Genomic DNA, 24,024 nt, shown 5'->3' on the forward strand with positions numbered 1-24,024 from the left:
TTCACCGCTTGCCCGATCACATCACTACTTGGTAGCAGCCGGACGAAGCGTTACATATACCGACTCAAGCCACCCCTACGAGGGCCGCCGCAACCCCACGTGCGCAGAGCAATCCACCAGCGCTCCGCTGCGGACGCAGGGGTTGCCTTCCCCAGCGCCCTTGCCTGCGCAGGCGGGGGTTGCTCTGCGCATGCGGAAGGCACTGCACCCGGATGTGCGCTGTACGCCGTGGGCCGCCTTGCGCCTGCGGGGGCTGCACGCGGGGTGGCGTCGCACGCGCGGGTTTGCCCTGCACACTGGGGTGGTGCTCCACACTGAAAGTGACTCATGCCTGTGGGGTGTGCGCGGGGTTGCGCTGCAGATGGAGGTTGCCTTGCGCCCGCAGCACGGGCGCAGCACGGCGCTGCGCGCGGAGTTGGCACTGCTCACGTGAAGATTGCCCGCTGCACGCGGGACGCTGCGCACAGAGGCGGCGCCGCACCACGTGAAGGTTGCTCTGCACACGCGGAGGTGGCGTTGCTCAGAGGGCGGTCCGGGAGCTTCTGGCGCGCTGACCAGGCGCCAGAGTTGGCGACGCGGAGGTTGCCTTGCGCACGCCAGGTGGTGCTGGGGATGTGGGGTTGTGGCTTGTCCTGGGTGTCTGTGTGGCTCGGCTCGTGGTTGTGGCGTCCGGCGGGCGGGGCCGGACGCCACAACCTCGGGCGTTAAGGCGGGGGTGTGAGCTTTAGACGGTGGGGGTGCCGAACCAGCGGGTGAGGTGGGCGTTCAGGTCCTGCTGGTCGTCGCCGATCCAGGCGATGTGGCCGTCGGGGCGTAGGAGGAGGCACGGAACGTCTAGTGGTGCGGTGGGATCGGCCAGGTAGTCGACGCGGTCGGACCAGCCGCCCGCGGTCAGGCGTTCGGTGCGGTCGAGCAGGAGGCCTCGGCCTTGGTGCAGCAGGTCGTAGAGGCGGCCCTGTTTGAGGTCGAGGTCGCGTAGGCGGCGGCCCACGAGGTCGGGGCCTTCGCCGAAGTCGTAGCGGATGCCGATCGCGGTGATCTTCTCGATGAGGTGGCGGTTGACCTCGTCGATGTCCATGAGTTCGGTGAGCAGCCTGCGGACGGCCTGCGGACCGGGTTCTGGGGAGTGGACCTCCATCTGGGCTCGGGTGTTGTCGAGGACGTCCGCGGCGACGGGGTGGCGTTCGGTCTGGTACGTGTCCAGGAGGGTTTCCGGTGCCCAGCCGCGGATCTGTGCGGCCAGTTTCCAGCCGAGGTTGCATGCGTCCTGGACGCCCAGGTTGAGGCCCTGGCCGCCGGTGGGCGGGTGGATGTGCGCCGCGTCGCCGGCTAGTAGCACTCGATTGATTCGGTAGCGTTCGGCCAGCCTGGTGGCGTCACCGAAGCGCGACAGCCAGCGCGGGGAGTGCACGCCGAAATCGGTTCCGGCGATGGCGCGCAGTTGTTGTTTGAAGTCGTTGAGAGTGGGCGGGTCTGTGCGATCGCTGACTCCTGCGGCGGGGACTACGACCTGGTAGGCGTTTTCGCCGATCGGCCTCAGGCTGACTCGCCTGTTGGTCCGGTGGATTTCGGCCAGCTTGGCGGCGATCTCCTCCTGTGGAACACCCACTTGCATGTCGCCCATCAGCGTGTCGTTCCGCGAGGGCTCGCCGGGGAAGCCGACGCCGAGCAGTTTGCGCACCGAGCTGCGCGCGCCGTCGCAGCCGACGAGGTAGCGCGTACGCAGCTTTTCGCCGTCGGCCAGTTCGACGGTCACGCCCTCGTCGTCCTGTTCGAAGGCGGCGACCTCGCAACCGTGGCGGACCTGTGCACCGAGGGCGATCGCATGGTCTTCGAGTAGGCCAACGATGGTCGGCTGCTGGATGCCCAGGATGTAGGCGTGCGCGGTGTCCAGGTCGGTGGGAGCCGGTTTGTTGATGGCGGCGAAGAATCCGGCGGCCGGACGGCGCCTTCCGTGTTCGAGAATGGGCTCTAGCAGGCCGCGCATGGCCATCAGCTCGAGACTGCGAATGTGCAGTCCGACGATGCGGACGTACGACGGGGGCTCGGTTTCCTTCTCCAGGACGAGGACGCGCACGTCGTGCAGGCGTAGTTCGGCGGCGAGCATCCCGCCGGTCGGGCCGCACCCGGCGATGATCACGTCGTACGTGAGGGGGGTGTGATCGGCGCCGGAGGGCTGCGGTTGGAGGCCTGGGGCCGTGTCCGCGGCGGAGCCGCGCTCGGCCGGGGCGTTCGACGACGGCTCGGCGGTGAAGTGCTGAGAGTGCATAGGTGTTGCCTTTCGGGAGTGCCTTGGTTCGAGGCGCTCCCGGCGACACCTACGTCAATCGCCCGACCGTGACGGGAAGGCGGAGCACCCACGTCAATACTGAGTTCATGGGTCTCACCTCCTCGGGCGGTGTCGCGGTCGACTGCAAGCTATAAGCCCGAGTCTCGGTGCGTCCAATCATTTCCGAGCTGTGGTTGCCGAGCGCCGGGCTCCCGGGGCTGAGTTGGGGAGCCCGGCACTCGGGCGGGCGCTGATGATCAGCCTGGGGTGAGGACGTCGAACTCGTTGTTCTCCGGGTCGGCCAGGCAGACCCAGGAGACGTCGCCCTGGCCCAGGTCCAGGTCGGTGGCGCCCAGGGCGTACAGGCGGGCCACCTCGGCGGCCTGATCGTCGCCCGGGTAGGGACGCAGGTCGAGGTGGGTGCGGTTCTTGACGGTCTTCACGACGGACGTACGGACCAGCTCCAAGTACGGGCCGACGCCCTGGGCGGAGCGGAGCCTCGCGTGGTCATCGGTCACCTCGTGCAGGGTCCAGTCCATCGCCCCGCTCCAGAAGGCGGCCATGGCCCGCGGGTCGAGGCAGTCGGCCACGACGGCGGCGATGGGGCTGGTGTCCCGGTAGATCTCTCGGGGCTCCAGCACGCAGAACTCGTTGCCCTCCGGGTCGGCCATGACCGTCCACGGAACGTCGCCCTGGCCGATGTCGATGGCCGTGGCGCCGAGGTCCTTGAGGCGCGCGACCAGCTCGGCCTGGTGGGCGGTGGAGGTGGTGGCGAGGTCGACGTGCACGCGGTTCTTCACCGTCTTGACGTCCGGAACGGCGAGGACGTCGATGCAGACGGCGGTCGGGTCCGGATAGGAGAAGCCCTTGGGCTCCAGGTTGGTCACCCCGGGGCCTTCGCTGGACATGCTCCAGCCGAGCGCCTCCGCCCAGAACCGGCCAACTGCAGCGTCGTCCTGGGCATTCATGGCTATTTGAACAAGTCGCATCGGCATGCCGCCGATCTTATGCATGGCCCGGAACCGGCGGGCACACCACGGGGCACGGTGTGATCCCCACCGCGCGCCATGGGGGCGCCAGGGCCGCTACGGAGTGCCGCAGAGGCCGTTAGGGGCCACTGGGGTCGGCAGGCTGCGATCTGGGGCCGCGAAGGTGATCAGCAAGTGCCGCGCGGCCACGAGGCACTCGCCAGGGGCCGCCGCGGAGGTCGTCAACGGGTGCCGCGCGGTCGTGGAAGGCACCACAGGCGGCCATGGGAGGCCACGGGGCGTCAGCTGGCTCGCGAAGGGGCCACGAGGGGCGCCGGAGCCGCCGTGAGGGTAATCAGCGGGCGCCGTGTTGTGGTGAGGGGGCCACGAGCGGTGCGGGGGGCGGGGTCAGGGGGTGGTGGGGGCGGGTTGGGTGGCGAAGGTGCGGACCAGGGGGTTGGGGGTGGCGGTTAGCCAGGCGAAGGCCCAGGTGACGGGTGGGGCGTCGCGTACGGGGAGGTAGACAAGGTTGGGCCAGGGGTAGAAGCGGGCGGCCTCGGCGGGGCAGGCGATGACGGCCGCGCCGGTGCTGACGGCCTTGAGTTGGTCGTCCCAGCTGGTGACCACCGGGCCGCGGGCGATCGGGCGGCCGGACGGAGTGCGGAAGGGTTGGAAGGCCTCTTCCATGGCGGCGGGGAGGGGGGAGCGGTGGGACACGAAGGTCAGGTCGCCGTAGTCCTCCAGGTCGAGCGAGCCGCGGTCGGCGAACGGGTGGGTGACGGCCATGGCGAGGAAGATCGGTGAGGTGTGGGTGACCGGGCCGATGGTGATGTCGGGTTCGTGGACCGGGAGCCACAGGTGCGCCACGTCGATCTCGCCCGAACGCAGCGGGGTGAGCGGGTCGACGGGGTTGAGGTCGCGGTGGACGAGGTGGGCGGCCGGGTGGCGGTCGCGGAACCGGTCGACGATGTTGTCGATCATCCATGCCTGGGGGCCCATGCTGCCGAGGGTGAGCGTTCCGTCGGTGTCGCGGACGGAGGCGGTGACCTCGGCGATGCCGTCGATGATCTGCCGGTAGCCGGGCCGGAGGGCCTGGTAGAGCCGTTCGCCGACCGGGGTGAGCCGGACCGTGCGGGAGGTGCGCTCGAACAGCGGCGCGCCGATCTGCCGCTCCTGCTTCTTGACGGCGTGGCTGACGCGGGACGCGGTGATGTGCAGCCGCTCGGCGGTGCGGCCGAAGTGCAGTTCCTCGGCCAGCGTCAGGAAGATCTCGATGTCGCGCAGTTCCATGGTCAGTCGTCGCCGGGCTTGTAGGCGAGGTCTACGAGCAGGTCCACGTACGCCAGGGCGGATGGGGTCTGGCCGGTGGCGGGCCACAGTACGCCGTAGTCGAGGGTCGGCCCGTCCTGGAAAGGGACGAAGGCGATGCCGGGCCGGGAGTGGAACCGGGCGGCGCGGCACGCCACGACCGAGACGCCGAGACCGGCTGCGACCAGGGCGGGAACCTCGGCCCAGAAGCTGAAGGTCGGCCCGGCGGGAACGGGGCTGCCCATCGGGGTGTGGGCCGGCAGGTGGAGATCCATCAAGATCTTGGGCACCTCCCCGCGCGGCTTGATCATCGGCGCCTCGGCGAGGTCCTCCAGCGACACGGTGTCGCGGGCGGCCAACGGGTGATCGGCCGGGACCATCAGGGCTCTGGGCTCTCGGAAGAGCACGGGGCCGTCGGTGACGCCGGGGACCGGGGCGGGGACCTCGGCGATCTGCAGGTCCAGCTCACCGCGGCGGAGCGGCCCGTACGGATCGTGGAACTGGATTTCCTGGATTCGAACGGTGCAGTCGGCGTAGCGGTCCCGGAACACCTCGGCGGCTTGAAGGGCCAGGTCGGCGCACCAGGGCGTGGTGTAGCCGATGGTCAGCGTGCCGGTGATGCCGCGCGCCTCGGCCACGGCGCGGTCGACGGCCTGCTGGATCTGAACGTGGGCGGGCTGCAGGCCGTCGCGGAGCCGTTCGCCCAGCGGGGTCAGGCTGACGGTGCGGGAGGTGCGTTCGAACAGCGGCCCGCCGATGCGGCGCTCGGCCTTCTTGATCACGTGGCTGACCCGGGACGGGGTCACGTGCAGGCGCTCGGCCGTACGGCCGAAGTGGAGCTCCTCGGCCAGGGCCAAGAAGATCTCGATGTCCCGAAACTCCATCAAACCCTCCCGATCATGAACCTACTGGTCAACGCAGCGTTGACCAAACGCGCATCGATGACTTCCCGGGCAACGCAGCCTTGCTGAACTGGCCGTTGTTCGGTGGCGCCCGTCCCGCCAACCTGTTGCCAGGTGCTCTCGCCGTGCTGACCAGATGCCAGGCCCGCCCGGCCCGCCAGGCCGGCAGGCGTTCAGGCGGGCTGAACGGATGCTGACCGGCGATCTGCGCACCACCGGTCCTTCGGGGGCTCCCAGCGACTACGGAGTGGACATGACCAAGCGGTTGTTGATCTCGACGGCGGGCCTCGCCTGCCCGGCGCTGGAGAACGGCGTTCAGCCGCAACGGCAGCCGCAACGGCAGCCACAGCAGCATCCGCGGCAGCGACGTCAGCTCCAGTGGCGCGAGCGTGGTGGCTTGGCGCGGTGCGCCTATGGCGGCGTCGGCTGCGCGGTTCCCGTGGACGTGCCATGACCAAGACTGCTGGTGAGGCCCGGTCCTGGCCGACCCGGGTGCGGCTCAGTCGCGTGGTGCCCGAACGGGAGGTGCCGGACGGCCCTCGCGTGCGGGACTGGCATTCGGTGGTCGCCGCGTCCATCGCGCAGGACGCGCCCGGCACCACGCCCGTTACCCCTGAACGGTTCCATGCCTGCCTGACCGCAGGAACGACGATCGTGTGGACGGCCACCCGTGGCACCCGGGTCCTGGGGCTGGCCGTGCTGCGCCTGCCCTCGACCACCTCCACCGGGCGCGCGCAGGTGCACGTTCACCCCAACCATCGGCGGCGCGGAGTCGGGGACCGGCTGATGCGCGCGCTCATCGACGAGGCGCACGCCCGCGGCCTGTACAGCGTGATCGTGGCCGTGCCCACGGGCGGAACGGGCGACGCCCTCTGCCAGAAGCGCGGCCTGACCCGCCTGCGCACCCTCCACCACCTGCTGCTGTCGCTGCGCGAGATGCATCCGGGCTGGCTGGACGAGATGGTCGCCGCCGAGCACCCGGGCTACCGGCTGACCGAGACGGTGCGGATCGCACGGCCCGGCCGCGACGCCATGGTCTCGCTCGACACCGTTCCGCCCGAGGCCGCCCCCGAGCCCACCCCCGAGGCCGCCCCCGAGCCCACCCCCGAGCCCTCCCGCGACGGCGTCTCCGACGGCACCTCGCCTGACGGCACTCGGCCCGACGGGACTCCGTCCGACGGCGTTCCGGCTGACGCTGTCCCACCCGGCGCTGTCCCACCCAACGCTGTGCCGTCGGGGACCGTGCCTTCCGACGCGGTTGCGGCCGAGACTCTGCCGGGGGACGTGCTGCTGACGGTCGCCGCTGAGCATGGGCGCAAGGTGGTCGGCTGCACGGAGGTAGTGGTCCCGGGAGGCAGCGAACGCCGCGTCACCCAGCACGATCACCCTCCGGCCGACGGCCACCATGACCTGGGCCTGGACCTGTGGGTCAAGGCGGCGATGCTGCGGCTGCTGTACGACCAGTATCCGCAGGTCACCCAGGTCGCCACCGACAACCCCGAGGGCGACACCGCCCTGCTGGACGTCAATCGCCATCTGGGGTTCCGACTGCACCACCGGACCAACGAGTACCGCCTCGAGATCACCGGACCGCCGGCCACCGACCGACCGCGCGACGAGGCCCGGACACCACACGCGCAAGGAGACTGATGATGGGTAACGGCAATCGCGGCTTCTCCGAAGCCGGGCTGCGCAGGCTGCACGACGTGCTGGCAAGGCATGTCGACTCGGGGAAGATCCCCGGGCTGGTAGCGCTGGTCAGCCGAGGCGACCAGACGCACGTCGAGACCCTCGGGACGATGCGCCACGAGGGTGGCGACGCCATGCGCCGGGACACGATCTTCCGGATGGCGTCCACGTCCAAGCCGGTCACGATCGCGGCCGCGATGGTGCTGCTCGACGAGTGCCGGCTGCGGCTGGACGACCCGGTGGACCCGTGGCTGCCCGAGCTCGCCGACCAGCAGGTGCTGCGGCGGATCGACGGCCCGGTGGACGACACCGTTCCGGCCCGCCGGCCGATCACCGTACGGGACGTGCTGACCTCCACGTTCGGGCTCGGCATGGACATGACCTCGATCGGCACCCCGATCATGGGCGTGATCTTCGAGCAGGGACTCACGCCCAACCTGCCGACGCCGATGCCCGAGCCGGACGAGTGGATGCGCCGCCTCGGCGAGCTGCCGCTGATGAACCAGCCCGGCGCGCGCTGGCAGTACCAGATCGCCAGCGACCTGGTCGGAGTGCTCGTGTCCCGGGTCACCGGCCAGTCGTTCGGCACGTTCCTGAACGAGCGGATCTTTGAGCCCCTGGGCATGAAGGACACCGGCTTCTTCGTGCCCGCCGACCAGATGCACCGGCTGCCTCCGCTGTACGCGCCCGACCCCGAGACGGGTGAGTTCCACGTGTGGGACGAGGCCGAGGGCGGGCGCCACAGCAAGCCGCCGGCGTTCGAGGGCGGTGGCGGCGGGCTGAACTCCACCGTCGACGACTACAACGCCTACTTCCGGATGCTGCTGAACGGCGGGATGCACGGGAACGAGCGGATCCTGTCCAAGCAGGCCGTCCAGCTCATGACCACCAACCGCCTCAATCCCGAGCAGCAGGCCGCCCGCAACACCCTGGCCACCGAGAACGTCCACATCTCGTTCGGCCAGGGGCAGCACGGCGGCTGGGGCTTCGGCATGGCGGTGCGCACCTACCAGGGTGACTACGCGCCGATCGGGCAGTTCGGCTGGGACGGCGGAAGCGGCGCCTCGGCCTACGCCGACCCGGTCAACCAGGTCACCGGAATCCTGGTCAGCCAGGTCGGGGCGTCCGTCCCGGACCCGATCCACGTCATGCACGACTTCTGGACGACGCTCTACCAGGCGCTCGACGACTGACACCAGGGCCGCCGCCCACGCGCCCGGGCCGCCGAGAGGACCACACCTCCCCGGCGGCCCGGGCGCCGTCATGTCCCCGGCAATGCTTCACGCCCGCCCGACCACGCCGTCAGGTCGGGCGGCGGACGGCGCGCATCACCGCGTCGGTGAGCGTGAGCTTGTGGCCGTCGTGCTCGACTGAACGTTCCGGGGCCGAGACGGTGACGTCCCACTCGGCCGGGTCGAGCACGGAGGCGATCTCCTCGCCCGTGAACATCAAGTGGGGGAGACGCGGGTACCGGACCGGCTGCTCCAGGTCCGCCGGATGGTGACCGACGATCAGGAGCGTCCCGCCCGGCCGAACGGACGCGGCCAGCCGGCGATGCAGGGCCTCGCGCACGGGCCGTGGCAGGTGAATGTACTGCGCCGACACCAGATCGAACTCCGCCGCCCCGGGCTCCCAGTCCGCCAGGTCGGCCTGATGCCAGGTGACGTCCACGCCCGCCTCGGCGGCACGCCGCGCAGCCCGTTCCAACGCGACGTCGGACAGGTCGACCCCGGTGACCTTCCAGCCGCGCGACGCGAGCCAGATCGAGTCCGTGCCCGTGCCGCTCCCGACGTCGAGCGCCGTCCCGGCCGGGAGATCGGCGGCAGCAGCCGCCACCTGCGGATTCGGCTTGTCGCCCGTGCCGCGCTTCCCCGACCCGTACCGCTCATCCCAGTAGTCCCGCGACAGGACCTTCAGAGCAAGCCGCGTGTCCTCGGCGATGAGATCGGCGTTGATCGCTGCGCCCGCCGCCGCTCCTCCAGAAGCCGAGCTCACCACCTGGGCCGTGAGGTCGGCGGCGTTGCCCGCGACCCACACCCCGGGCGCCTCCGTCAGCCCCGTCGGATCGGCCGCGATCGACTCACCGAAGCCCATCGGATGAGGCGCCGGCGACAGACCAAGCCCCGCGAGCACACCGGAGTTGGCCACCATTCGCGGCACCACGACCACCGCCGAGCAGGCCACGACCGAACCGTCACCCAACCGCGCACCCGAGATCCGATCCTCGGCCACCTCCACCGATTCCACGATCCCCGCGATCACCTCGATGCCCCAGGCGTTCAGCTGGGCCGCCTGCTCCTCGCTCGGCGCGGCGGCGGTGTGCTGGAGGAACGTCACGTCCGGCGTCAGCTGCCGGAACATCATCGCCTGGTGCACCGCAAGGTCAGTGTTAATGGCGAGCACGGCGACGGGCTGATCGCGGACCTCCCACCCGTGGCAGTACGGGCAGTGCACGACATCGCGGCCCCAGCGTTCGGCCACCCCGGGAACGTCGGGCAGTTCGTCGGCGAGCCCGGTCGTCACCAGCAAACGCCGCGCCTCGATCGACCGGCCGTCGTCCAGCCTCACCTCGAACGGGCCGTCCGTACGGCGCGCCGCCACGGCCGTCCCCGGCACCACGACCCCGCCGTAACGCTCGACCTCCGTACGCCCGATCTCGACGAGCTCGCGCGGGCCGATCCCGTCGCGGGACAAGAATCCGTGCACGCCCTCGGCGGGCGCGTTGCGCGGCGAGCCCGCGTCGATGACGACCACTGAACGCCGGGACCTGCCGAGCACCACCGCGCCGCTCAGCCCGGCGGCACCGCCGCCGATCACGGCGACATCGAATATCTCTGTCATGGCGACCACGATCGATGCCCGCCGAAGAGACGGCAGCTAAACTTGCCGGAATGGCAAACCTGGACGAGGTGCTTGCCGCGATAGGGCCCCGGCTGCGCGCGTTCCGCAAGCAGCGCGAGGCGACGCTGACCGACGTGGCGGACGCGACGGGGATCTCGGTGTCCACGCTGTCGCGGCTCGAGGCCGGTCGCCGCCGCCCCACGATCGAGCTGCTCCTCCCACTGGCCCAGGCGTACGGCGTCCAGATCGACGAGCTCATCGGCGCGCCGCCGACCGGTGACCCGCGCATCCATCTGCGTTCGCTGGACCACAAGGGCATGACGGTCATCCCGCTGTCGCAGCGGCCCGGCGGCGTTCAGGCGTACAAGGCGATCGTCCCGCCCGCGCGCCGCGCTCCCGGGCAGCGGGTGCACGAGGGCTATGAGTGGATGTACGTGCTCAGCGGCCGCCTGTTCCTGCTCCTCGGCGACCAGGAGATGGTGCTGACCGAGGGCGAGGCGGTCGAGTTCGACACCCGCGTGCCCCACTGGTTCGACAGCGCCGACGACAACCCGGTCGAGATGCTCGTCCTGTTCGGCCGCGAAGGCCAGCGCGTCCACCTCCGCGCCCGCTCGATACGGAACGGCCGGCAGCCAGCGGCCAAGTAACGAGCAGCCAGGAGCCAGGGACGAGCTACGGAAGCGGGGACTCGTCCTTGAGGGCGCCGACCATGGCGGCGACCTGGCTGCGCGAGTTGAAGCCGAGCTTGCCCAGGATGTGCTCGACGTGGGGGTCGGCCGTGCGCTGGGAGATGACGAGCCGTTCGGCGATCTGCCGGTTGGACAGGCCGTCGGCGATTCCCGTTCGGCGGGTGTGCACAGCTCGTGGCTCCACTCGATCGGGGCGCGCAGCGTCTGGTGGCGGGCCTGGGCGAACCGGGCTCCGGCCAGGGCCTGGAAGCGGTCGTCGAGTCGGCGCAGTATCTGCTCCAGCGGCATCGTCCGCAGCCGTACGGCGGACAGCTCGATGGCCAGCGGTATGCCGTCCAGGCGGCGGCACAGCGCGATGACCTCGGCGCGGTTGTTCTCGCCGAGCGTGAACGTGGGCCGGCGGCCTGTGCGCGGGCCACGAACAGGGCGATGGTGTCGTTCGTGCTCTCCTCGGCGTCCGGACCGGGCAGTGGCATGGGCGGGATCGGCAGGACGACCTCGCCGGGCAGCCCCATCTGGTGCGCGGCCCGCAGCGCGATGCGCGTCTTGCCGACCCCGCTGGAGCCGGTCAGGGTGATCAGACGCGACCGCGTGATGGCCTTGCGGACCGCCTCCAGCTCGACCGCACGGCCGATGAACGGGGTGGGCTCATGCCGCGCCCCGGCACGGGCCCAACCCCATTGCGTCACTGCGCCACCGCTCTGCGTCACCTGACGCAGCGTCCCATCCCACCGGCCGGTCGGCAGCCCGTTCACCCGGAACGTCATCAAAGCCGTGGCCTTGCGGTCTTGTTCCGGTCGCCTCAGGTATCGGCGAGGACACCTTGCCTGGACTCCTGAACGGGAGAGGCGACCGGCGCGGGACGGCGGACCAGGACCAGAGCAACGACGGCTGCGGCCAGGCCGATGGCTCCGGCGGTGAGGAAGGTGGCGTTCAGCCCCGAGGCGAACGCCGCGTGAACGAGCGAGGCGTGCTCTGGGCTCTGCGCCATGACCTGGGCCGCCTTACCGCCGGTGAGAGCGGTCGTGGCGGCGGCGACGTCGGGGACCTTGTGGTCGAGCGAGCCTTCCAGCGTCGTACGGAAGACGGTGCCGAACACGGCGACGGAGGCGGCGAAGCCCAGCTGGCGGCAGGTGCTGATCGCCCCGGCCGCCATGCCGCCGCGTTCCATCGGCACCGAAGCCATCCCCGCCGCCGTCACGTTCGGCATGACCACGCCGACGCCCGCGCCGACCACGGCGAAACCCGGCATGACCGCGCTCCAGCCCGAGCCGGAGGTGAGGACCGCCTGAGCCATGACGCCGGCGCCGATGAGGAGCATCCCGGCACCGACCGTCCAGCGCGGCGAGACGGCGTGCAGGTAGCGGCCCGACAGCCAGGAGACCACGAACGACACCGCCGGGATCGGCAGGATCACCAGCCCCGCCTCGATCGCGCCCAGCCCCTGGACGGACTGCAGCCAGAGCGAGGTGTACATCAGGTAGGCGAACGCGGCGCCCGACATCGCCAGCGAGGCGATCATGATGCCGGTGAACGAGGGCGAGCGGAAGAGCCGCAGGTCGAGGATGGGATGCGGGCTGCGGAACTCCATCGCCACGAAGGCGATGAGGGCGACCGCGCCGACGGCGAACATGCCGAGCGTGCCGGGCGCCGCCCAGCCGTCCTCACCGGCGCGGGTCAGGCCGTAGACGGTCGTGCCCGCAGCGGCGGCGAACAGCGCCATGCCCGGCAGGTCGATCCGCCGCGCCTCGGGGTTGCGCGACTCGGCCACCACGCGCAGGGTCAGCGCCACCGCGACGACGCTCACGGGCAGGTTGACCAGGAACGTCGCGCGCCACCCGAACTGCTCGGTCAGCAGCCCGCCCAGGATCGGCCCGATCCCGGACGCCGCGCCGCTGACCGCTCCCCACACGCCGAACGCCACGCCTCGGTCGCGTCCGGAATAGGAGGCGTTGACCAGCGCCACCGTCGTGGCGAACATCATCGCCGCGCCCGCGCCCTGAACGCCTCGCGCGGCGATGAGCGATGCGGCGTTCGGCGCCAGCCCGCACGCCAGCGACGACGCGGCGAAGACGACCAGGCCCGCGACGTAGACGGCGCGACGGCCCAGCAGGTCCGCCAGTCCACCCGCGCCCAGCAGCAGAGCGGCCAGCGCCAGCGCGTAGACGTCCATCACCCATTGCAGGGAGGAGAAGGACGCCTTCAGCGACGTCGTCATGTCGGGCATCGCCACGGTCACGATGTTGACGTCCACCAGCAGCATGAACGTGCCCAGGCTGACCGCGGTCAGCGGTCCCCACTTGCCCATTGAGATCCTCCTGATCGGTCCTAGACAGACACCTCAACCATCAGGACTCGGCTGCGAGGAAACCACTCAGACGCCATTGATCTCACTGATTTCGACAGTGGATATGCTGTGGTGGTGAAATCCGACATGGCGGACGAGCTCGACCGGAAGCTGATCCAGGCGCTCCAGCTCGACGGGCGCGCCCCGTTCAGCCGCATCGCCGAGGTGCTGGGCGTCTCCGATCAGACGATCGCCCGCCGCTACCGCAGGCTGCGCTCGAGCGACATCCTGCGGATCGTCGGGGTCCCGCCGGTCGGGTACGTCGCGCACGGCCGCTGGCTGCTGCGGCTCAGGTGCGCTCCGGGCGGAGCGCGCAACGTCGCCGCCGCGCTCGCCCGCCGCCCCGACACCACCTGGGTGCAGCTCGTCTCGGGTGGCACCGAGATCCTCTGCGTCGTGCGCGCCCGCAGCGAGTACGAGAGCGAGGAGCTGCTGCTGGACCGGTTCCCGCGCGGGGCCCGGATCGTCGCCATCGCCGCGCAGTCGATCCTGCACACCTACTACGGTTCGCCGCTCATCATCCGCAGCATGGACGCCCTCACCGCCGACGAGGCCGAGCGGCTGCGCCCGGCTCCCGTTCCCGAGGAGGTGGACGAGATCCTCGACCTCGACCCCGGCGACCAGCGGCTCATGGAGGTTCTGGCGCGCGACGGCAGGGCCGGGCTGGCCGAGCTCGCGTCGGCCACCGGCTGGTCGCAGTCCACCGTCGGCCGCCGCCTCGAGCATCTGCGCGCGACCGGGCTCCTGCGCTACTACGCCGAGTTCGAGCTGCCCTACGTCGGCCTGCACACCGCGGCCCGCCTCTGGATCACCGTGCCGCCCGCCGAGCTTGTCGCCACCGGGCAGGCGCTGGCCGAGCATCGCGAGGTGGTGTTCGCCGCGGCCACCACCGGCTCCACCAACCTGGCCGTGCAGGTCGTCTGCCGCAACTCCCGCGACCTCTACCGCTACCTCACCGAACGCGTCGCCGCACTGCCCGCCATCACCCACGTGGAGACGTCGCCGATCGTGCAGAACATCAAGCGCGTCGGCGCGCTGCTCACTCAACCGTGACTGGGCATGTCCAGAGCGGTCAGGATGATGAAAATGATCGCGCCTGCGTCCCTGAGTCTTACCGGGAGGCGGCGCGTTTGAAGAGATGCTTCGACCACGCGTAGCCGACGATGGTCAGCGCGACGCACGAGCCGACGGCCTGGGCCGCGCTGTCGCCGATCGGGGTGCCGAGGAGCAGGCCGCGCAGCGTCTCGGTTAGCGGCGTGAACGGCTGGTGCGCGGCGAACCAGCGCAGCCAGGCGGGCATCGTCTCGGTCGGCACGAAGCCGCTGCCGAGGAACGGCAGGACCAGCAGGAACATCGGCGTATTGCTCGCGCTCTCGACGGACTTGGCGACGAGGCCGAGTCCCACGACGAGCCAGGTGAGCGCCAGCGAGAACCCGGCGAGCAGACCGGCGACCGCCAGCCACTCGATCGGCGTCGCGTTCGGCCGGAAACCGATCAGGACGGCGACGCCGGTGACGACCGCGATGCCCAGCAGCGCATGCACGACGCTCCCGATGACATGCCCCGACAGCAGGGACGGCTGCCAGATCGGCATGGTGCGGAAGCGGGCGACGATCCCCGTGGTCATGTCGATCGCGACGGCCACGGCGGTGCCCTGTGAGGCCGAGGCCATCGCCATCAGGATGATGCCGGGCGTCACGTACGCGATGTAGGTCTCGCGGCCGCCGGACGCGCCACCGATCCCGTTGCCCAGGGTCGCGCCGAAGACGTAGACGAACAGCAGCAGGAACACCACGGGCATGCCGAGGAGCATCAGCGTCATCGTCGGGTAGCGCCGCATGTGGCGCAGGTTGCGGCGCAGCATCGTCGCCGAGTCGTTGAGGGGGTTCATGGGCGTCCTTCGAGGCGGGGGAGCGGCTCGGCGTCGGGCCGGCCGGTGAGGGTGAGGAAGACGTCGTCGAGGTCGGGGGTGTGCACCGACATCGCCTCGACCTCGATCGACAGGTGGTCCAGGCGTGTGAACAGGTCGCGCATCGAGCGGACGCCGCCGTCGCTGGGGACGCGCAGGGACAGTTCGTCCTCGTCGAGTGCGGCGTCGTGCAGGACGCGGGCCGCCGCGGCGACGCCGTCGGGATCGGTGAAGCGCAGCGTGATGTGACCGCCGGGAACGAGGCGCTTGAGCTCCTCGGCCGTCCCCTCGGCGATGAACCGCCCATGGTCGAGCAGGGCGATCCGGTCGGCGAGGTGATCGGCCTCTTCCAGGTACTGGGTGGTGAGGAAGATGGTGACGCCGCCCGCGACGAGGTCCCGGATGACCTGCCACATGGTGCGGCGGCTGCGCGGGTCCAGGCCGGTGGTGGGCTCGTCGAGGAAGATGATGCGCGGCCTGCCGACCAGGGTCATCGCCAGGTCGAGGCGCCTGGTCATCCCGCCGGAGTACGTGCTGGCCGCCTTCCCGCCGTCCTCGACCAGGTCGAATCGTTCGAGCAGCTCGTCGGCGCGGCGGCGGGCGGCCGCGCGGCCGAGATGGTGGAGGTCTCCCATCAGGACCAGGTTCTCCCTGCCGGTGAGCAGGTAGTCGATGGCCGAGTACTGGCCGGTGACGCCGATGGCCTTGCGTACGGCGTCGGGGTTCCGTGCGGGGTCGTGCCCGGCGACGCGCACGTCACCGGAGTCGGCGGGGATCAGCGTGGAGAGGATCTTCACCATGGTGGTCTTGCCGGCGCCGTTGGGGCCGAGCAGCGCGAAGACCGTCCGCTCGGCGACCCGCAGGTCCACGCCGTCCAGCACGACCCTGTCGCCGAACGCCTTGCTCAGCCCGGTGATCGCGATGGCCGGATCCGTCGTGTGGTGATCGGTCATGCGGCTCACGCTGGAGGGCGCCGCTGACAGGGCACTGAAATCCGGCTGATGGCGCCTATCAGCGCGCGTCAGAGCGTGCGGAGGCGTTCGAGCGCCGCCGCGCGCGGCATCAGGGCGCCCTGGTCGAACGCCTGGGCGTAGGCCGGTGTCCCGAGCCGCTCGGTGAGGTCATCGACCAGCTCGCGCAGCTCGGGATCGCCCTGGTCGAACGTTCCGCGAACGACCTGGCTCAGCCCGAGGGCGGTCGCCGCGCCGGCCGCGTCCCCCTCCTGCGCCAGCAGCCGTGCGAGCAGTTCGGCGCCCGGCGCCGCCATGTAACTGAGCGCCGCGCCCGCTGCCATCGCCCAGGGAAGAAGCTCCCTCGCCGCCGCGGTGTCGCCGGTGTCGATCCTGATGGCCGACCGGACCGGGACGATGTGGATCGCGGCGGTCTGCTCGGCGGCGGGCATCCCCTGGACGATCGACTCCAGGTGCCGGAGCGTCCGCTCGGCGCGATCCGGCTCGCCGTTGCGGCGGTGCAGGTCCGCCAGGCCGACGAGTGCCTCGATCCGCAGATGAGGGTGGCCGCGTTCGACGCCTTGCCGCAGAGCGGCCTCCAGGTCCCGTCGCGCACCGTCGAGGTCGCCCGCGCGCAGCCGCTGGGTGCCCAGCCGGGCCAGGTACGAGATCTCCTCGTCCCAGCCGATCTCGGAGGCGAGCGCGGCGCACCGCTCCAGCGCGGCGATCGCCTGCTCGTGCTGTCCCTGAACGGCGTGGTCCTGCGCGACCCCGGCCAGCGTGAACGTCAGACCGAACCGGTCCCCGACCGCCTCGCACAGCCGGAGCGCTCTCGTACGTTCGACGGCCGCGCCCGCCCAGTCGCCCTGGTCGTTACGGAAGACGGACCGGAACCAGGCCGCGAAGGCCCCGCCCCACCCGTCCGGGCGGGCTTCCGCGGCGCGGAGCTGGCGCTCGGCCAGCTTCTGGTCGCCGATGAAGTAGGCCATGGGCGCCGTCATGATGAGCAGCATCGGATGGCGGTCCAGTGCGCCCGTGCCGATGCAGTCCTCGATGACCGAGCGCACCTGGTCGGGATCGGCGGCCGTCCCGTCCTTGCCCGGCATCCGGTACATCGCGATGAACGCCGCCCGGTGGTGGGCCGGGACGGCGTCGCCGAAGGCGAGCACCTCGGCGACGAGCCCATCCGCCCTGGCGTCCATGCGCAACGTCTGCCAGTGCCGGAGCAGCGAGCCTGCGAGCCGCGCCGCGGCATCCGCGTCGCCGTCACCGATGGCGGTCCGCAGGGCGGAGATCAGGTTGTCGTACTCGGCGTCGAACCACCGCATCGACGGCAGCTGCTCCCGGGTGTGGACGCGACGTTCATGCTCCTCGGCCATCGCCAGGAAGTATCGAACGAACCGGTCGGTGAGGGCCTCGCGGTCGTGCGACTGCTCGCTCGCGTACGCGCGGACGGTCTCCAGCATCCGGTAACGCTGCCCGTCCCACTGCACCAGCGACTTCTCCACCAGCGAGCCGAGCACGTAGACGACGTCGCCCTCGGGCAGCGTCTCGTCCGCGCACACGGCCTCCAGCGCGGCCACCCCGGTGCCACCGGGGAAGATCGACAGTCGTCCGGCCAGCAGCCGCTCCTGTTCGGTCAGCAGGTCCCAGCTCCACTCGACGACCGCCCGCAGTGTCCGGTGGCGCGGCAGAGCGGCCCTGCTGCCCGAGGTCAACAGCCGGAACCGGTCGTCCAGGTGGTGTGCGATCTGCTCGGCGGTCATCGAACGCAGCCGCGCGGCCGCCAGTTCCAGCGCCAGCGGCAGGCCATCCAGCCGCCGGCAGATGTCGACGACCGGCCCGGCCGTCGCCTCGCCGGGCTCGAAACCCGGCCGCACGGCCTGAGCCCGGTCGACGAACAGCCGTACGCCTGCCGGCAGATTCAGCGGATCAAGACGGCACAGCGCCTCGCCGGTGATCGCCAGCGGTTCCCGGCTGGTCGCCAGGATCGCCAGTCGTGGCAGCCGGGCCAGCAGCCGGTCGGCGAATTCCGCGGCGGCGCTCACCACGTGCTCACAGTTGTCCAGCACCAGGACCGCGGCCTCAGGGCCGATCAACTCCACCAGCTGATCGAGAGCGTCCTGCCGTTCACCGCTCAGGCGCACCTGACCGGAGCTGAGCACGCCCAGCACCGCCGCCGAGATCTCGTCGCTCGCGGGAACGACGACACCGGCCAGCGGAACGAACCACATCCTGCCCTGCTCGTGAGCCGGATGCCGGGCCGCCGCCTCGACGGCCAGCCGTGTCTTCCCGACGCCGCCCGGCCCGGCGATCGTGACCAGCCGGGCGGTCGCGAGCCGTTCGGCCAGCAGCTTCAGCTCCGCGTCCCGGCCTGTGAAGCTGGTGAGCTGCGCGGGCAGCCGTCCGGGCGCGAGCTTCGGACGAGCGGCCGGCTGGTCGAGCTCGCCGCGCAGCATCGCCAGGTGAACCTGCCGCAGGTCGGCTCCGGGATCGACACCGAGCTGATCGGCGAGCGCACCGCGGATCTCCTCGTACGCGGCGATCGCAGCCGCCTGCCGTCCCGCGGCGTTGAGGGCGCGCATCCGCAGTCCGGCCAGCCGCTCGCGCAGCGGATGAGCGCTGGCCGAGGCCTCCAGGTCGGCCAGCACCTCATCGTGGCGCCTCAGCCGCAACGCCGCCTCGAAGCGGTCTTCGACGGCGCCCAGCCGCAGCTCCTCCAGCCGTGCGGCCTCCGCACGGACGAACACCGCGTCTGGAAGATCACCCAGCGCGGACCCGGTCCAGAGGTCCAGCGCCGCGTCGAGGCCGGCCACGGCGACGGCGGGCCGGTCGTCGGCCAGCTCTCGGCGCCCTCGCGCGGCCAGTTCCTCGAAGCGCCGGGCGTCCAGATCAGCTGTGAGCCGGTAGCCACCGGCCGCGAACTCCACCGCCTCGCCGCCCACGGCCTTGCGCAGCCGTGACACCAGCGCCTGCAGAGCATTGGCCGCGTCGGCGAGCGAGTCGGCCCCCCAGAGGTCGTCGATCAGCGTCTCGGACGGCACCGGCCTGCCGCGGGCCAACGCCAGCCGGGCCAGCAGCAGGCGGACCCGGGCGCCGGGCATCTCGATCGGCGACCCTTCGGAATGGGCACGGACCGGCCCCAGCACCATCACCCGAAGCCCACCGTCGCCGCTCACCTACCTATTGATACCGCCTGTCGCACGGGCCCGCCGCCGGTCAGGCGCGCGTGAACTCCATGATCCAGTTGGACTCCCAGGTCTGGCCGCCGTCGGCGGAGAATTCCTGCTCCCAGCGCGCCGAGGTCGCCGTGATGTCGGACCAGACGAAGTGCATCTTGATGGGCTCGCCTTCCTGGGTGAGCGGGTTCCCGTCGTGGGCGGCGTCGCCGTAGAAGTCGCCCCGGCCGTCGCGGAAGGTGCCCACGACCGGCGGGTCGAGCAGGCCGGTGCGGCTGCTCGACCAGTAGATGGACCATTCCTCCCGTTCGAGATCGAAGAGGCGCAGGGTGAAGCCGCGGCTGCCGAGGGTCGGGAAGAGGATCTCCTCGGTGTTGCCGCCGCCGTTGAAGATCTGCCGGCAGGTGGTGGTGCCCGGGAACGTCTCCCAGTCGTCGCTGCCGGCGAACAGCTTGGTGAGCCGCCGGTTGGTCACGTTCCACGAGCCGATGAAGAAGTCGAAATCGTTCATGCCGAGGATCTTGGCGGCCTATCACTGACATCTTCTGTCAGGGGTCTGGGAGAGGATTCTGCGCATGCGCGCGAGCCGGTTGTTGTCCCTGTTGCTGCTGTTGCAGAACCGTGGGCGGATGAGCGCCGCCCAGCTCGCGGCGGAGCTGGGGGTCACCGCCCGTACCGTCTACCGCGACATCGAGGCCCTCGCCGAGGCGGGCGTGCCCGTCTACGCTGAGCACGGTCCCAGCGGGGGATACCAGCTCATGGACGGCTACCGGACCCGGCTGACGGGGCTGACAGCCGACGAGGCCGAGTCGCTGTTCCTGACGGGTATGCCACAGCCCGCCGCCGAGCTGGGGCTCGCCGCCCAGGTCGCCGCCGCCGAGCTCAAACTCACGGCCGCGCTGCCGACGCCTTACAGGGATGCGTCGATGCGGATCCGGCAGCGCTTCCACCTCGACGCGCCGGGCTGGTACCGGGAGCCCGACGAGGTGCCGCACCTGCTCGCCGTGGCCGAGGCGCTGTGGCAGGACCAGGTGATCGAGATCAGGTATCGCCGCTGGGCTCCCGAGCCGGGCGAGGTCACCCGCAGGCTGCAGCCGCTGGGCCTGGTTCTCAAGGGAGGGGTCTGGTACCTGATCGCTCGTCGGAACGACCGGCCGCGCACCTACCGCGTCTCGTCGATCATCAGCCTGGAGGCCCTGCCCGAACGCTTCACCCGGCCGGACGGCTTCGAGCTGGCCGAGTTCTGGCGGGAGCACGTCGAACGCTACGAGCGGGCCGAGACCGAGGAGGTCGCCGTCGTCCGGCTCAGTCCGAAGGGCGTCGACGACCTGCCCGACATCCTCGGGCCGAGGGCCGCCCGGCTGGCGCAGCGCACGCTCACACCGCCGGATCCCGACGGCTGGCGGCGCGCCACCATCCCGCTGGAGAACGTTCCGCACGCCGCCTCGACGCTGCTGCGGCTCGGCGCCGACGCCCAGGTCATCGCCCCTCCGGAGCTGATCGCCCACCTGACCGACACGATCAAGGCGCTGACCCGGCTCTACCCTGGATGATGAGAACATTCAGATGTTGCTAACATCTGAATGGAGCGGAGGTGGCGCGATGGTCAGGCTCACCCGGGCCCAACAGCAGGAACGCACCCGTACGGCTGTATTGGCGGCGGCGCGGGGGGAGTTCGCCGAGCGCGGTTACACCGACGCCAAGGTCGACCGGATCGCGGAGCGCGCCGAGCTGACCCGTGGCGCCGTCTACTCCAACTTCCCGAGCAAGCGCGCCCTGTACCTCGGCGTTCTGGCCGACTCGGTCGAGCCTGCTGGGGTTGCTGCGGCCTCGCCGCCCGATCTGGCGGAGGCGGCGGGCGCGTTCGCCCGCGTCTGGCTCGAACGGCTTCCGCTGACCAGTGACACGCCTGCCAACCGGAAGCTCCAGCTGCGTTCGATCACCGGCCTGTTCGACGACGAGCCGGGCCGTGCGGCGCTGGCACAGATCACCAAAGTGGAGGCGCTGCTGCTCGCCCTCGCGCTGGAATCGCGGGAGCCGCAGGGCAGGCGTGTGCGGCTGGCAGAGCTGCTCCTCACGACGCTGAACGGCGCCTGCCACCTGGCCGAGACCGCGCCCGGATTCGGTGATCCGTTCGACGTGACGCGTTCCTGCGAGCACCTGGCGACGCTCGACCTCGCCGACACCTGGGACCCGCCGCACCTGGCGTACGTCGCGCCCGCACGACGTGTCCTGGACGACTGGAAGCCACCCGCCGAGTCCGGAGATGTGACCGCCGACGGTGTGATCGTGGTCCTCGGCACCGGCAGGCTCGGGGCGGCCGAGGAGGCCGTTCGAGCCGCCCGTCCCGGCGACCAGATCACCGTGGCCGTCGTGACTTCCGATCCCGCCGAGATCGGCCGCCTCGTACGGCTGCGGATCGGTGACCTGGTCGGATGCCTGCGGCGTGTGTTCGCGCGGGACGACCTGCCAAGCCTCCGCGTCGTCCTCGACGAGCGCGCCACCATCGCATCGGCCATCGGAATCCAGGAGCCGGACGAGACCACCGAAGCGGCGGTGCGCATCGAAGCGGGCAGGATCCGCGCCCGGGCCGACGGCCACGGCGCCGCTCACGCTGCGGCGTCCGCCCGTGAGGCCGACCGATGAACGCGCCGTACGCGACCGGCGCCGACCTGCTGGTGCTGCACGGCCTCCGCTGCATCGGTTTCGCGAGCCTGGACCGCGTCGCCGAAGCAGCCGGGCTGTCGGCGGATGACGCCGAGTCCGAGCTGCTCGATCTCGCCGCGTCCGGGCTCGTGACCCACCTCCGGGGCGACTTCGGCGGCTGGGGACTCACCGAGGCCGGTCGCGCGGCGGACGCCGAACGGATCGCCGCCGAACTGGACGAAGCCGGCGCCCGAGCGGCGGTGGCTGCGGCGTTCGAGGAGTTCCTCGTGCTCAACCCGGAACTGCTTGATCTGTGCGCCGCATGGCAACTGCGATCCGCCGATCCCGCCTATGAGGCGCGGGTCCTGGACCGGTTCGCGGACTTCGACCAACGGGCCGGCATCGTCTGCGCCGCCCTGGCCGCGCAGCTGCTGCGGTTCGGTCGCTACCGGACGCGGCTCACCGACGCGCTGTCCCGTGCCAGGTCAGGCGCGCTCGGCTACCTGACGGACGAGGTCGGGTCGTACCACACCGTGTGGTTCCAGCTGCACGAAGACCTCCTGGCCACGCTCGGCATCCCGCGAGGCTGACCGGCGATGACCTGGATCCATCCACTCTCACCAGAGACCGACGAGACCCCGAGCACCATCGGCGGGAAAGCACATGGCCTCATCGTGATGAAGCGCCTCGGCCTGCCCGTGCCGCCGGGATTCGTCATCAGCACCGCCGCCTGCCGCGCCTACCTCCGTGATGGGCGGCTCCCCGACGGCCTCGGCTCCGAGCTGGCGGCGGCCGTCGCCGATCTCGAAGTCGCCACGGGAGCTGAGCGGCCGCTGACGGTCTCGGTACGTTCGGGCGCCGGCGTCTCGATGCCCGGCATGATGGACACGATCCTCAACCTCGGGCTCACGGCGGGGCGGCTGCGATCGGCGGTCACCGAGGTCTTCTCCTCGTGGGACACGCCGCGCGCCACGACCTACCGCGAGCTGCACGGCATCCCGCACGACGCGGGCACGGCCGTCACCGTTCAGGCGATGGTGTTCGGCGATCGCGCGGCCCACAGCGGGTCCGGCGTCGCGTTCAGCCGTGACCCCAACACCGGGGAACGCACCCCGTTCGGCGAGGTGCTGTTCGGCCACCAGGGCGACGACGTCGTGTCCGGCAGATCGACGACCCTGCCGCTGTCCGAGCTCACCGAACGAGAACCGGCGGTGTGGGCGGACCTCACCAAAGCCTTGGAGCGAGTCGAGAGGCACTACCGCGATGCGTGCCACGTGGAGTTCACCTTTGAGGCGGGGGAGTTGTGGCTCCTGCAGGTCCGGCCCGGCGGCATCGCAGGAGGCGCGGCCGTCCGCGTCGCCGTCGACCTGGCCGACGAGGGCTTGATCAGCCGCCAGGACGCTCTCCGCCGCGTCCGGCCGGAGGACCTGCGACACGCCCGTACGCCCCGGATCGCGGCGAGCGACACGCCCGACCTTCTCGCCCGAGGGGCAGGCGCCTGCCCGGGAGTCGCCACGGGCAAGATCGCGACCAGCGCCGACCGGGCCGTCCGGATGGCGGCCGACGGCCCGGTCATCCTGGTCCGCCCGCACACCTCGCCGCTCGACATGCACGGCCTGGCGGCCGCGGCCGGAGTCGTCACCGCGCGCGGCGGGCCGGCCAGCCACGCCGCCATCGTGGCGCGCGCCATGGGAAAACCCGCCGTCGTCGGGGTGAGGTGCCTCACGTTCGACGAGGCCGGGGGCCGCGTCCAGGTCGCCGGGCGCACCGTGCCGGACGGTATGGTCATGACGATCGACGGGACGGCGGGAGACATCGCGATCGGCAGTCCCCGCGTCACGACACCGCCGACCGGCTCGCACCTGCGGCGTTTCCTCGAATGGGCCGCTGAAATCCCATGAACCCGGCCTCCGGGACTTATCCGATGGCCGTGACTTGACGATTTCCGCCTCGGCATGCGACTCTGAAAACGAGACCGAGGCTTGACAGTGTTTGTACGTGTGGACATTTGTCGGCGTTTTGGCTTATGCTGCGCACTACACGCTGCCCTCGGTATCCCGTCCTTCCCCTCAGGCTGAGACGCCGTTCGTGTGCGTGGAGTCAGTCCGCCGCGAGCCTCGGAAGGACGTGTGTTGTCAGCCTCGCGCAACGCCTCCGCAGTACCCACCGGTCCCCGTCGTGTGTCCTTCGCGCGCATCAACGAGCCGCTCGAGGTTCCCGACCTCCTCGCCCTGCAGACCGAGTCTTTCGACTGGCTGCTGGGCAACGAGAGGTGGAAGGCCCGGGTCGAGGCGGCTCAGAAGGCCGGAAGTAAGAGCGTCCCGACT

At 70.9% G+C, this 24,024-nt stretch carries 22 protein-coding genes; 11 read left to right on the forward strand and 11 right to left on the reverse strand.

The features are described 5' to 3' along the window. Positions 1-724: 724 nt before the first annotated feature. The 4 genes from rox to J4573_RS44255 all read right to left on the reverse strand — a co-directional run bounded on the left by rox (position 725) and on the right by J4573_RS44255 (position 5,429). Positions 725-2,269, reverse strand: a complete 1,545-nt coding sequence (gene rox, locus J4573_RS44240) for a rifampin monooxygenase (protein ID WP_208262336.1) — start codon at positions 2,267-2,269, stop codon at positions 725-727. Positions 2,270-2,526: 257 nt separating this feature from the next. After that, a complete protein-coding gene (locus J4573_RS44245) occupies positions 2,527-3,264 on the reverse strand; it encodes a VOC family protein (RefSeq protein ID WP_243774564.1) in 738 nt (245 codons plus the stop codon). Positions 3,265-3,645: 381 nt separating this feature from the next. Beyond that, positions 3,646-4,527 carry a LysR family transcriptional regulator gene (locus tag J4573_RS44250; RefSeq protein ID WP_208262337.1) on the reverse strand — a complete coding sequence of 294 codons (882 nt, stop codon included), beginning with the start codon at positions 4,525-4,527 and terminating at the stop codon, positions 3,646-3,648. 2 nt (positions 4,528-4,529) lie between these two features. Continuing rightward, complete coding sequence (locus J4573_RS44255) at positions 4,530-5,429, reverse strand: LysR family transcriptional regulator (RefSeq protein ID WP_208262339.1); 900 nt, start codon at positions 5,427-5,429, stop codon at positions 4,530-4,532. Positions 5,430-5,700: 271 nt separating this feature from the next. Between J4573_RS44255 and J4573_RS44260 the strand changes: the two genes are divergently transcribed. Genes J4573_RS44260 through J4573_RS44270 form a run of 3 tightly spaced genes read left to right on the forward strand, consistent with a single transcriptional unit; the run spans position 5,701 to position 8,329 of the window. Next, the gene (locus J4573_RS44260; protein ID WP_208262341.1) at positions 5,701-5,901 is read left to right on the forward strand and encodes a hypothetical protein; all 201 of its coding nucleotides are present in this window, start codon (positions 5,701-5,703) and stop codon (positions 5,899-5,901) included. Then, positions 5,898-7,097, forward strand: coding sequence for a GNAT family N-acetyltransferase (locus J4573_RS44265; protein WP_208262342.1), 1,200 nt, complete (start codon positions 5,898-5,900; stop codon positions 7,095-7,097). The genes J4573_RS44260 and J4573_RS44265 overlap by 4 nt, the downstream gene beginning before the upstream one ends. Positions 7,098-7,099: 2 nt before the next feature. Continuing rightward, on the forward strand, positions 7,100-8,329 hold the full coding sequence (locus J4573_RS44270; RefSeq protein WP_243774565.1) for a serine hydrolase domain-containing protein: 1,230 nt from the start codon (positions 7,100-7,102) through the stop codon (positions 8,327-8,329). A gap of 109 nt (positions 8,330-8,438) precedes the next feature. Here J4573_RS44270 and J4573_RS44275 read toward each other — a convergent pair whose 3' ends face one another. Further along, positions 8,439-9,977 (reverse strand): SAM-dependent methyltransferase, encoded by a 1,539-nt coding sequence (locus J4573_RS44275; RefSeq protein ID WP_208262346.1) that lies wholly within the window; start codon positions 9,975-9,977, stop codon positions 8,439-8,441. A 50-nt stretch (positions 9,978-10,027) separates the two neighbouring features. Between J4573_RS44275 and J4573_RS44280 the strand changes: the two genes are divergently transcribed. Then, positions 10,028-10,624, forward strand: coding sequence for a helix-turn-helix domain-containing protein (locus J4573_RS44280; RefSeq protein WP_208262348.1), 597 nt, complete (start codon positions 10,028-10,030; stop codon positions 10,622-10,624). 25 nt (positions 10,625-10,649) lie between these two features. Here the strand turns inward: J4573_RS44280 and J4573_RS44285 are convergent, their stop codons facing one another. Further along, entirely contained in the window at positions 10,650-10,835 is a 186-nt protein-coding gene (locus J4573_RS44285; protein WP_307797414.1) for a response regulator transcription factor, read from the reverse strand. A gap of 5 nt (positions 10,836-10,840) precedes the next feature. Between J4573_RS44285 and J4573_RS44290 the strand changes: the two genes are divergently transcribed. Continuing rightward, positions 10,841-11,380, forward strand: a complete 540-nt coding sequence (locus tag J4573_RS44290; RefSeq protein WP_208262351.1) for a hypothetical protein — start codon at positions 10,841-10,843, stop codon at positions 11,378-11,380. 88 nt (positions 11,381-11,468) lie between these two features. Here J4573_RS44290 and J4573_RS44295 read toward each other — a convergent pair whose 3' ends face one another. Continuing rightward, on the reverse strand, positions 11,469-12,974 hold the full coding sequence (locus J4573_RS44295; RefSeq protein WP_208262353.1) for a DHA2 family efflux MFS transporter permease subunit: 1,506 nt from the start codon (positions 12,972-12,974) through the stop codon (positions 11,469-11,471). 114 nt (positions 12,975-13,088) lie between these two features. Here J4573_RS44295 and J4573_RS44300 point away from each other — a divergent pair, with 114 nt between their 5' ends. After that, the gene (locus J4573_RS44300) at positions 13,089-14,066 is read left to right on the forward strand and encodes an Lrp/AsnC family transcriptional regulator (RefSeq protein WP_208262355.1); all 978 of its coding nucleotides are present in this window, start codon (positions 13,089-13,091) and stop codon (positions 14,064-14,066) included. A 58-nt stretch (positions 14,067-14,124) separates the two neighbouring features. On the opposite strand, the gene J4573_RS44305 is transcribed toward J4573_RS44300, so the two are convergent. The 4 genes from J4573_RS44305 to J4573_RS44320 all read right to left on the reverse strand — a co-directional run bounded on the left by J4573_RS44305 (position 14,125) and on the right by J4573_RS44320 (position 19,562). Continuing rightward, positions 14,125-14,904 (reverse strand): ABC transporter permease, encoded by a 780-nt coding sequence (locus J4573_RS44305; RefSeq protein WP_208262357.1) that lies wholly within the window; start codon positions 14,902-14,904, stop codon positions 14,125-14,127. After that, positions 14,901-15,875 carry an ATP-binding cassette domain-containing protein gene (locus J4573_RS44310; protein ID WP_208262359.1) on the reverse strand — a complete coding sequence of 325 codons (975 nt, stop codon included), beginning with the start codon at positions 15,873-15,875 and terminating at the stop codon, positions 14,901-14,903. Before J4573_RS44310 ends, J4573_RS44305 begins: the two co-directional genes overlap by 4 nt. 68 nt (positions 15,876-15,943) lie before the next feature. Further along, positions 15,944-19,051, reverse strand: a complete 3,108-nt coding sequence (locus J4573_RS44315) for an ATP-binding protein (protein WP_307797416.1) — start codon at positions 19,049-19,051, stop codon at positions 15,944-15,946. Between the two features lie 40 nt (positions 19,052-19,091). Then, on the reverse strand, positions 19,092-19,562 hold the full coding sequence (locus J4573_RS44320; RefSeq protein WP_208262361.1) for a hypothetical protein: 471 nt from the start codon (positions 19,560-19,562) through the stop codon (positions 19,092-19,094). Between the two features lie 64 nt (positions 19,563-19,626). Here J4573_RS44320 and J4573_RS44325 point away from each other — a divergent pair, with 64 nt between their 5' ends. The 5 genes from J4573_RS44325 to J4573_RS44345 form a co-directional block, all read left to right on the forward strand. After that, complete coding sequence (locus J4573_RS44325; protein WP_208262363.1) at positions 19,627-20,604, forward strand: helix-turn-helix transcriptional regulator; 978 nt, start codon at positions 19,627-19,629, stop codon at positions 20,602-20,604. A gap of 49 nt (positions 20,605-20,653) precedes the next feature. Beyond that, positions 20,654-21,697, forward strand: a complete 1,044-nt coding sequence (locus J4573_RS44330; protein WP_208262365.1) for a TetR/AcrR family transcriptional regulator — start codon at positions 20,654-20,656, stop codon at positions 21,695-21,697. Further along, complete coding sequence (locus tag J4573_RS44335) at positions 21,694-22,287, forward strand: transcriptional regulator (protein ID WP_208262367.1); 594 nt, start codon at positions 21,694-21,696, stop codon at positions 22,285-22,287. The genes J4573_RS44330 and J4573_RS44335 overlap by 4 nt, the downstream gene beginning before the upstream one ends. A 6-nt stretch (positions 22,288-22,293) precedes the next feature. After that, complete coding sequence (locus J4573_RS44340) at positions 22,294-23,598, forward strand: PEP/pyruvate-binding domain-containing protein (RefSeq protein ID WP_208262369.1); 1,305 nt, start codon at positions 22,294-22,296, stop codon at positions 23,596-23,598. A gap of 231 nt (positions 23,599-23,829) precedes the next feature. Further along, positions 23,830-24,024, forward strand: a 195-nt coding sequence (locus J4573_RS44345) for a hypothetical protein (protein ID WP_208262371.1), incomplete at its 3' end; no start/stop codon positions are given.

Origin of the sequence: Actinomadura barringtoniae (assembly GCF_017573505.1) — a bacterium.
Taxonomy (GTDB): Bacteria; Actinomycetota; Actinomycetes; order Streptosporangiales; family Streptosporangiaceae; genus Spirillospora; species Spirillospora barringtoniae.

Bases quoted from the DNA above. Each gene is read 5' to 3' on its own strand.
- J4573_RS44325 (WP_208262363.1), top strand. From the start codon at position 19,627: ATGCGCGCGAGCCGGTTGTTGTCCCTGTTGCTGCTGTTGCAGAACCGT.
- J4573_RS44280 (WP_208262348.1), top strand. From the start codon at position 10,028: ATGGCAAACCTGGACGAGGTGCTTGCCGCGATAGGGCCCCGGCTGCGC.
- J4573_RS44305 (WP_208262357.1), bottom strand. From the start codon at position 14,904: ATGAACCCCCTCAACGACTCGGCGACGATGCTGCGCCGCAACCTGCGC.
- J4573_RS44335 (WP_208262367.1), top strand. From the start codon at position 21,694: ATGAACGCGCCGTACGCGACCGGCGCCGACCTGCTGGTGCTGCACGGC.
- J4573_RS44260 (WP_208262341.1), top strand. From the start codon at position 5,701: ATGACCAAGCGGTTGTTGATCTCGACGGCGGGCCTCGCCTGCCCGGCG.
- J4573_RS44265 (WP_208262342.1), top strand. From the start codon at position 5,898: ATGACCAAGACTGCTGGTGAGGCCCGGTCCTGGCCGACCCGGGTGCGG.
- J4573_RS44255 (WP_208262339.1), bottom strand. From the start codon at position 5,429: ATGGAGTTTCGGGACATCGAGATCTTCTTGGCCCTGGCCGAGGAGCTC.
- J4573_RS44330 (WP_208262365.1), top strand. From the start codon at position 20,654: ATGGTCAGGCTCACCCGGGCCCAACAGCAGGAACGCACCCGTACGGCT.
- J4573_RS44245 (WP_243774564.1), bottom strand. From the start codon at position 3,264: ATGCCGATGCGACTTGTTCAAATAGCCATGAATGCCCAGGACGACGCT.
- J4573_RS44250 (WP_208262337.1), bottom strand. From the start codon at position 4,527: ATGGAACTGCGCGACATCGAGATCTTCCTGACGCTGGCCGAGGAACTG.
- rox (WP_208262336.1), bottom strand. From the start codon at position 2,269: ATGCACTCTCAGCACTTCACCGCCGAGCCGTCGTCGAACGCCCCGGCC.
- J4573_RS44320 (WP_208262361.1), bottom strand. From the start codon at position 19,562: ATGAACGATTTCGACTTCTTCATCGGCTCGTGGAACGTGACCAACCGG.
- J4573_RS44275 (WP_208262346.1), bottom strand. From the start codon at position 9,977: ATGACAGAGATATTCGATGTCGCCGTGATCGGCGGCGGTGCCGCCGGG.
- J4573_RS44295 (WP_208262353.1), bottom strand. From the start codon at position 12,974: ATGGGCAAGTGGGGACCGCTGACCGCGGTCAGCCTGGGCACGTTCATG.
- J4573_RS44310 (WP_208262359.1), bottom strand. From the start codon at position 15,875: ATGACCGATCACCACACGACGGATCCGGCCATCGCGATCACCGGGCTG.
- J4573_RS44270 (WP_243774565.1), top strand. From the start codon at position 7,100: ATGGGTAACGGCAATCGCGGCTTCTCCGAAGCCGGGCTGCGCAGGCTG.
- J4573_RS44340 (WP_208262369.1), top strand. From the start codon at position 22,294: ATGACCTGGATCCATCCACTCTCACCAGAGACCGACGAGACCCCGAGC.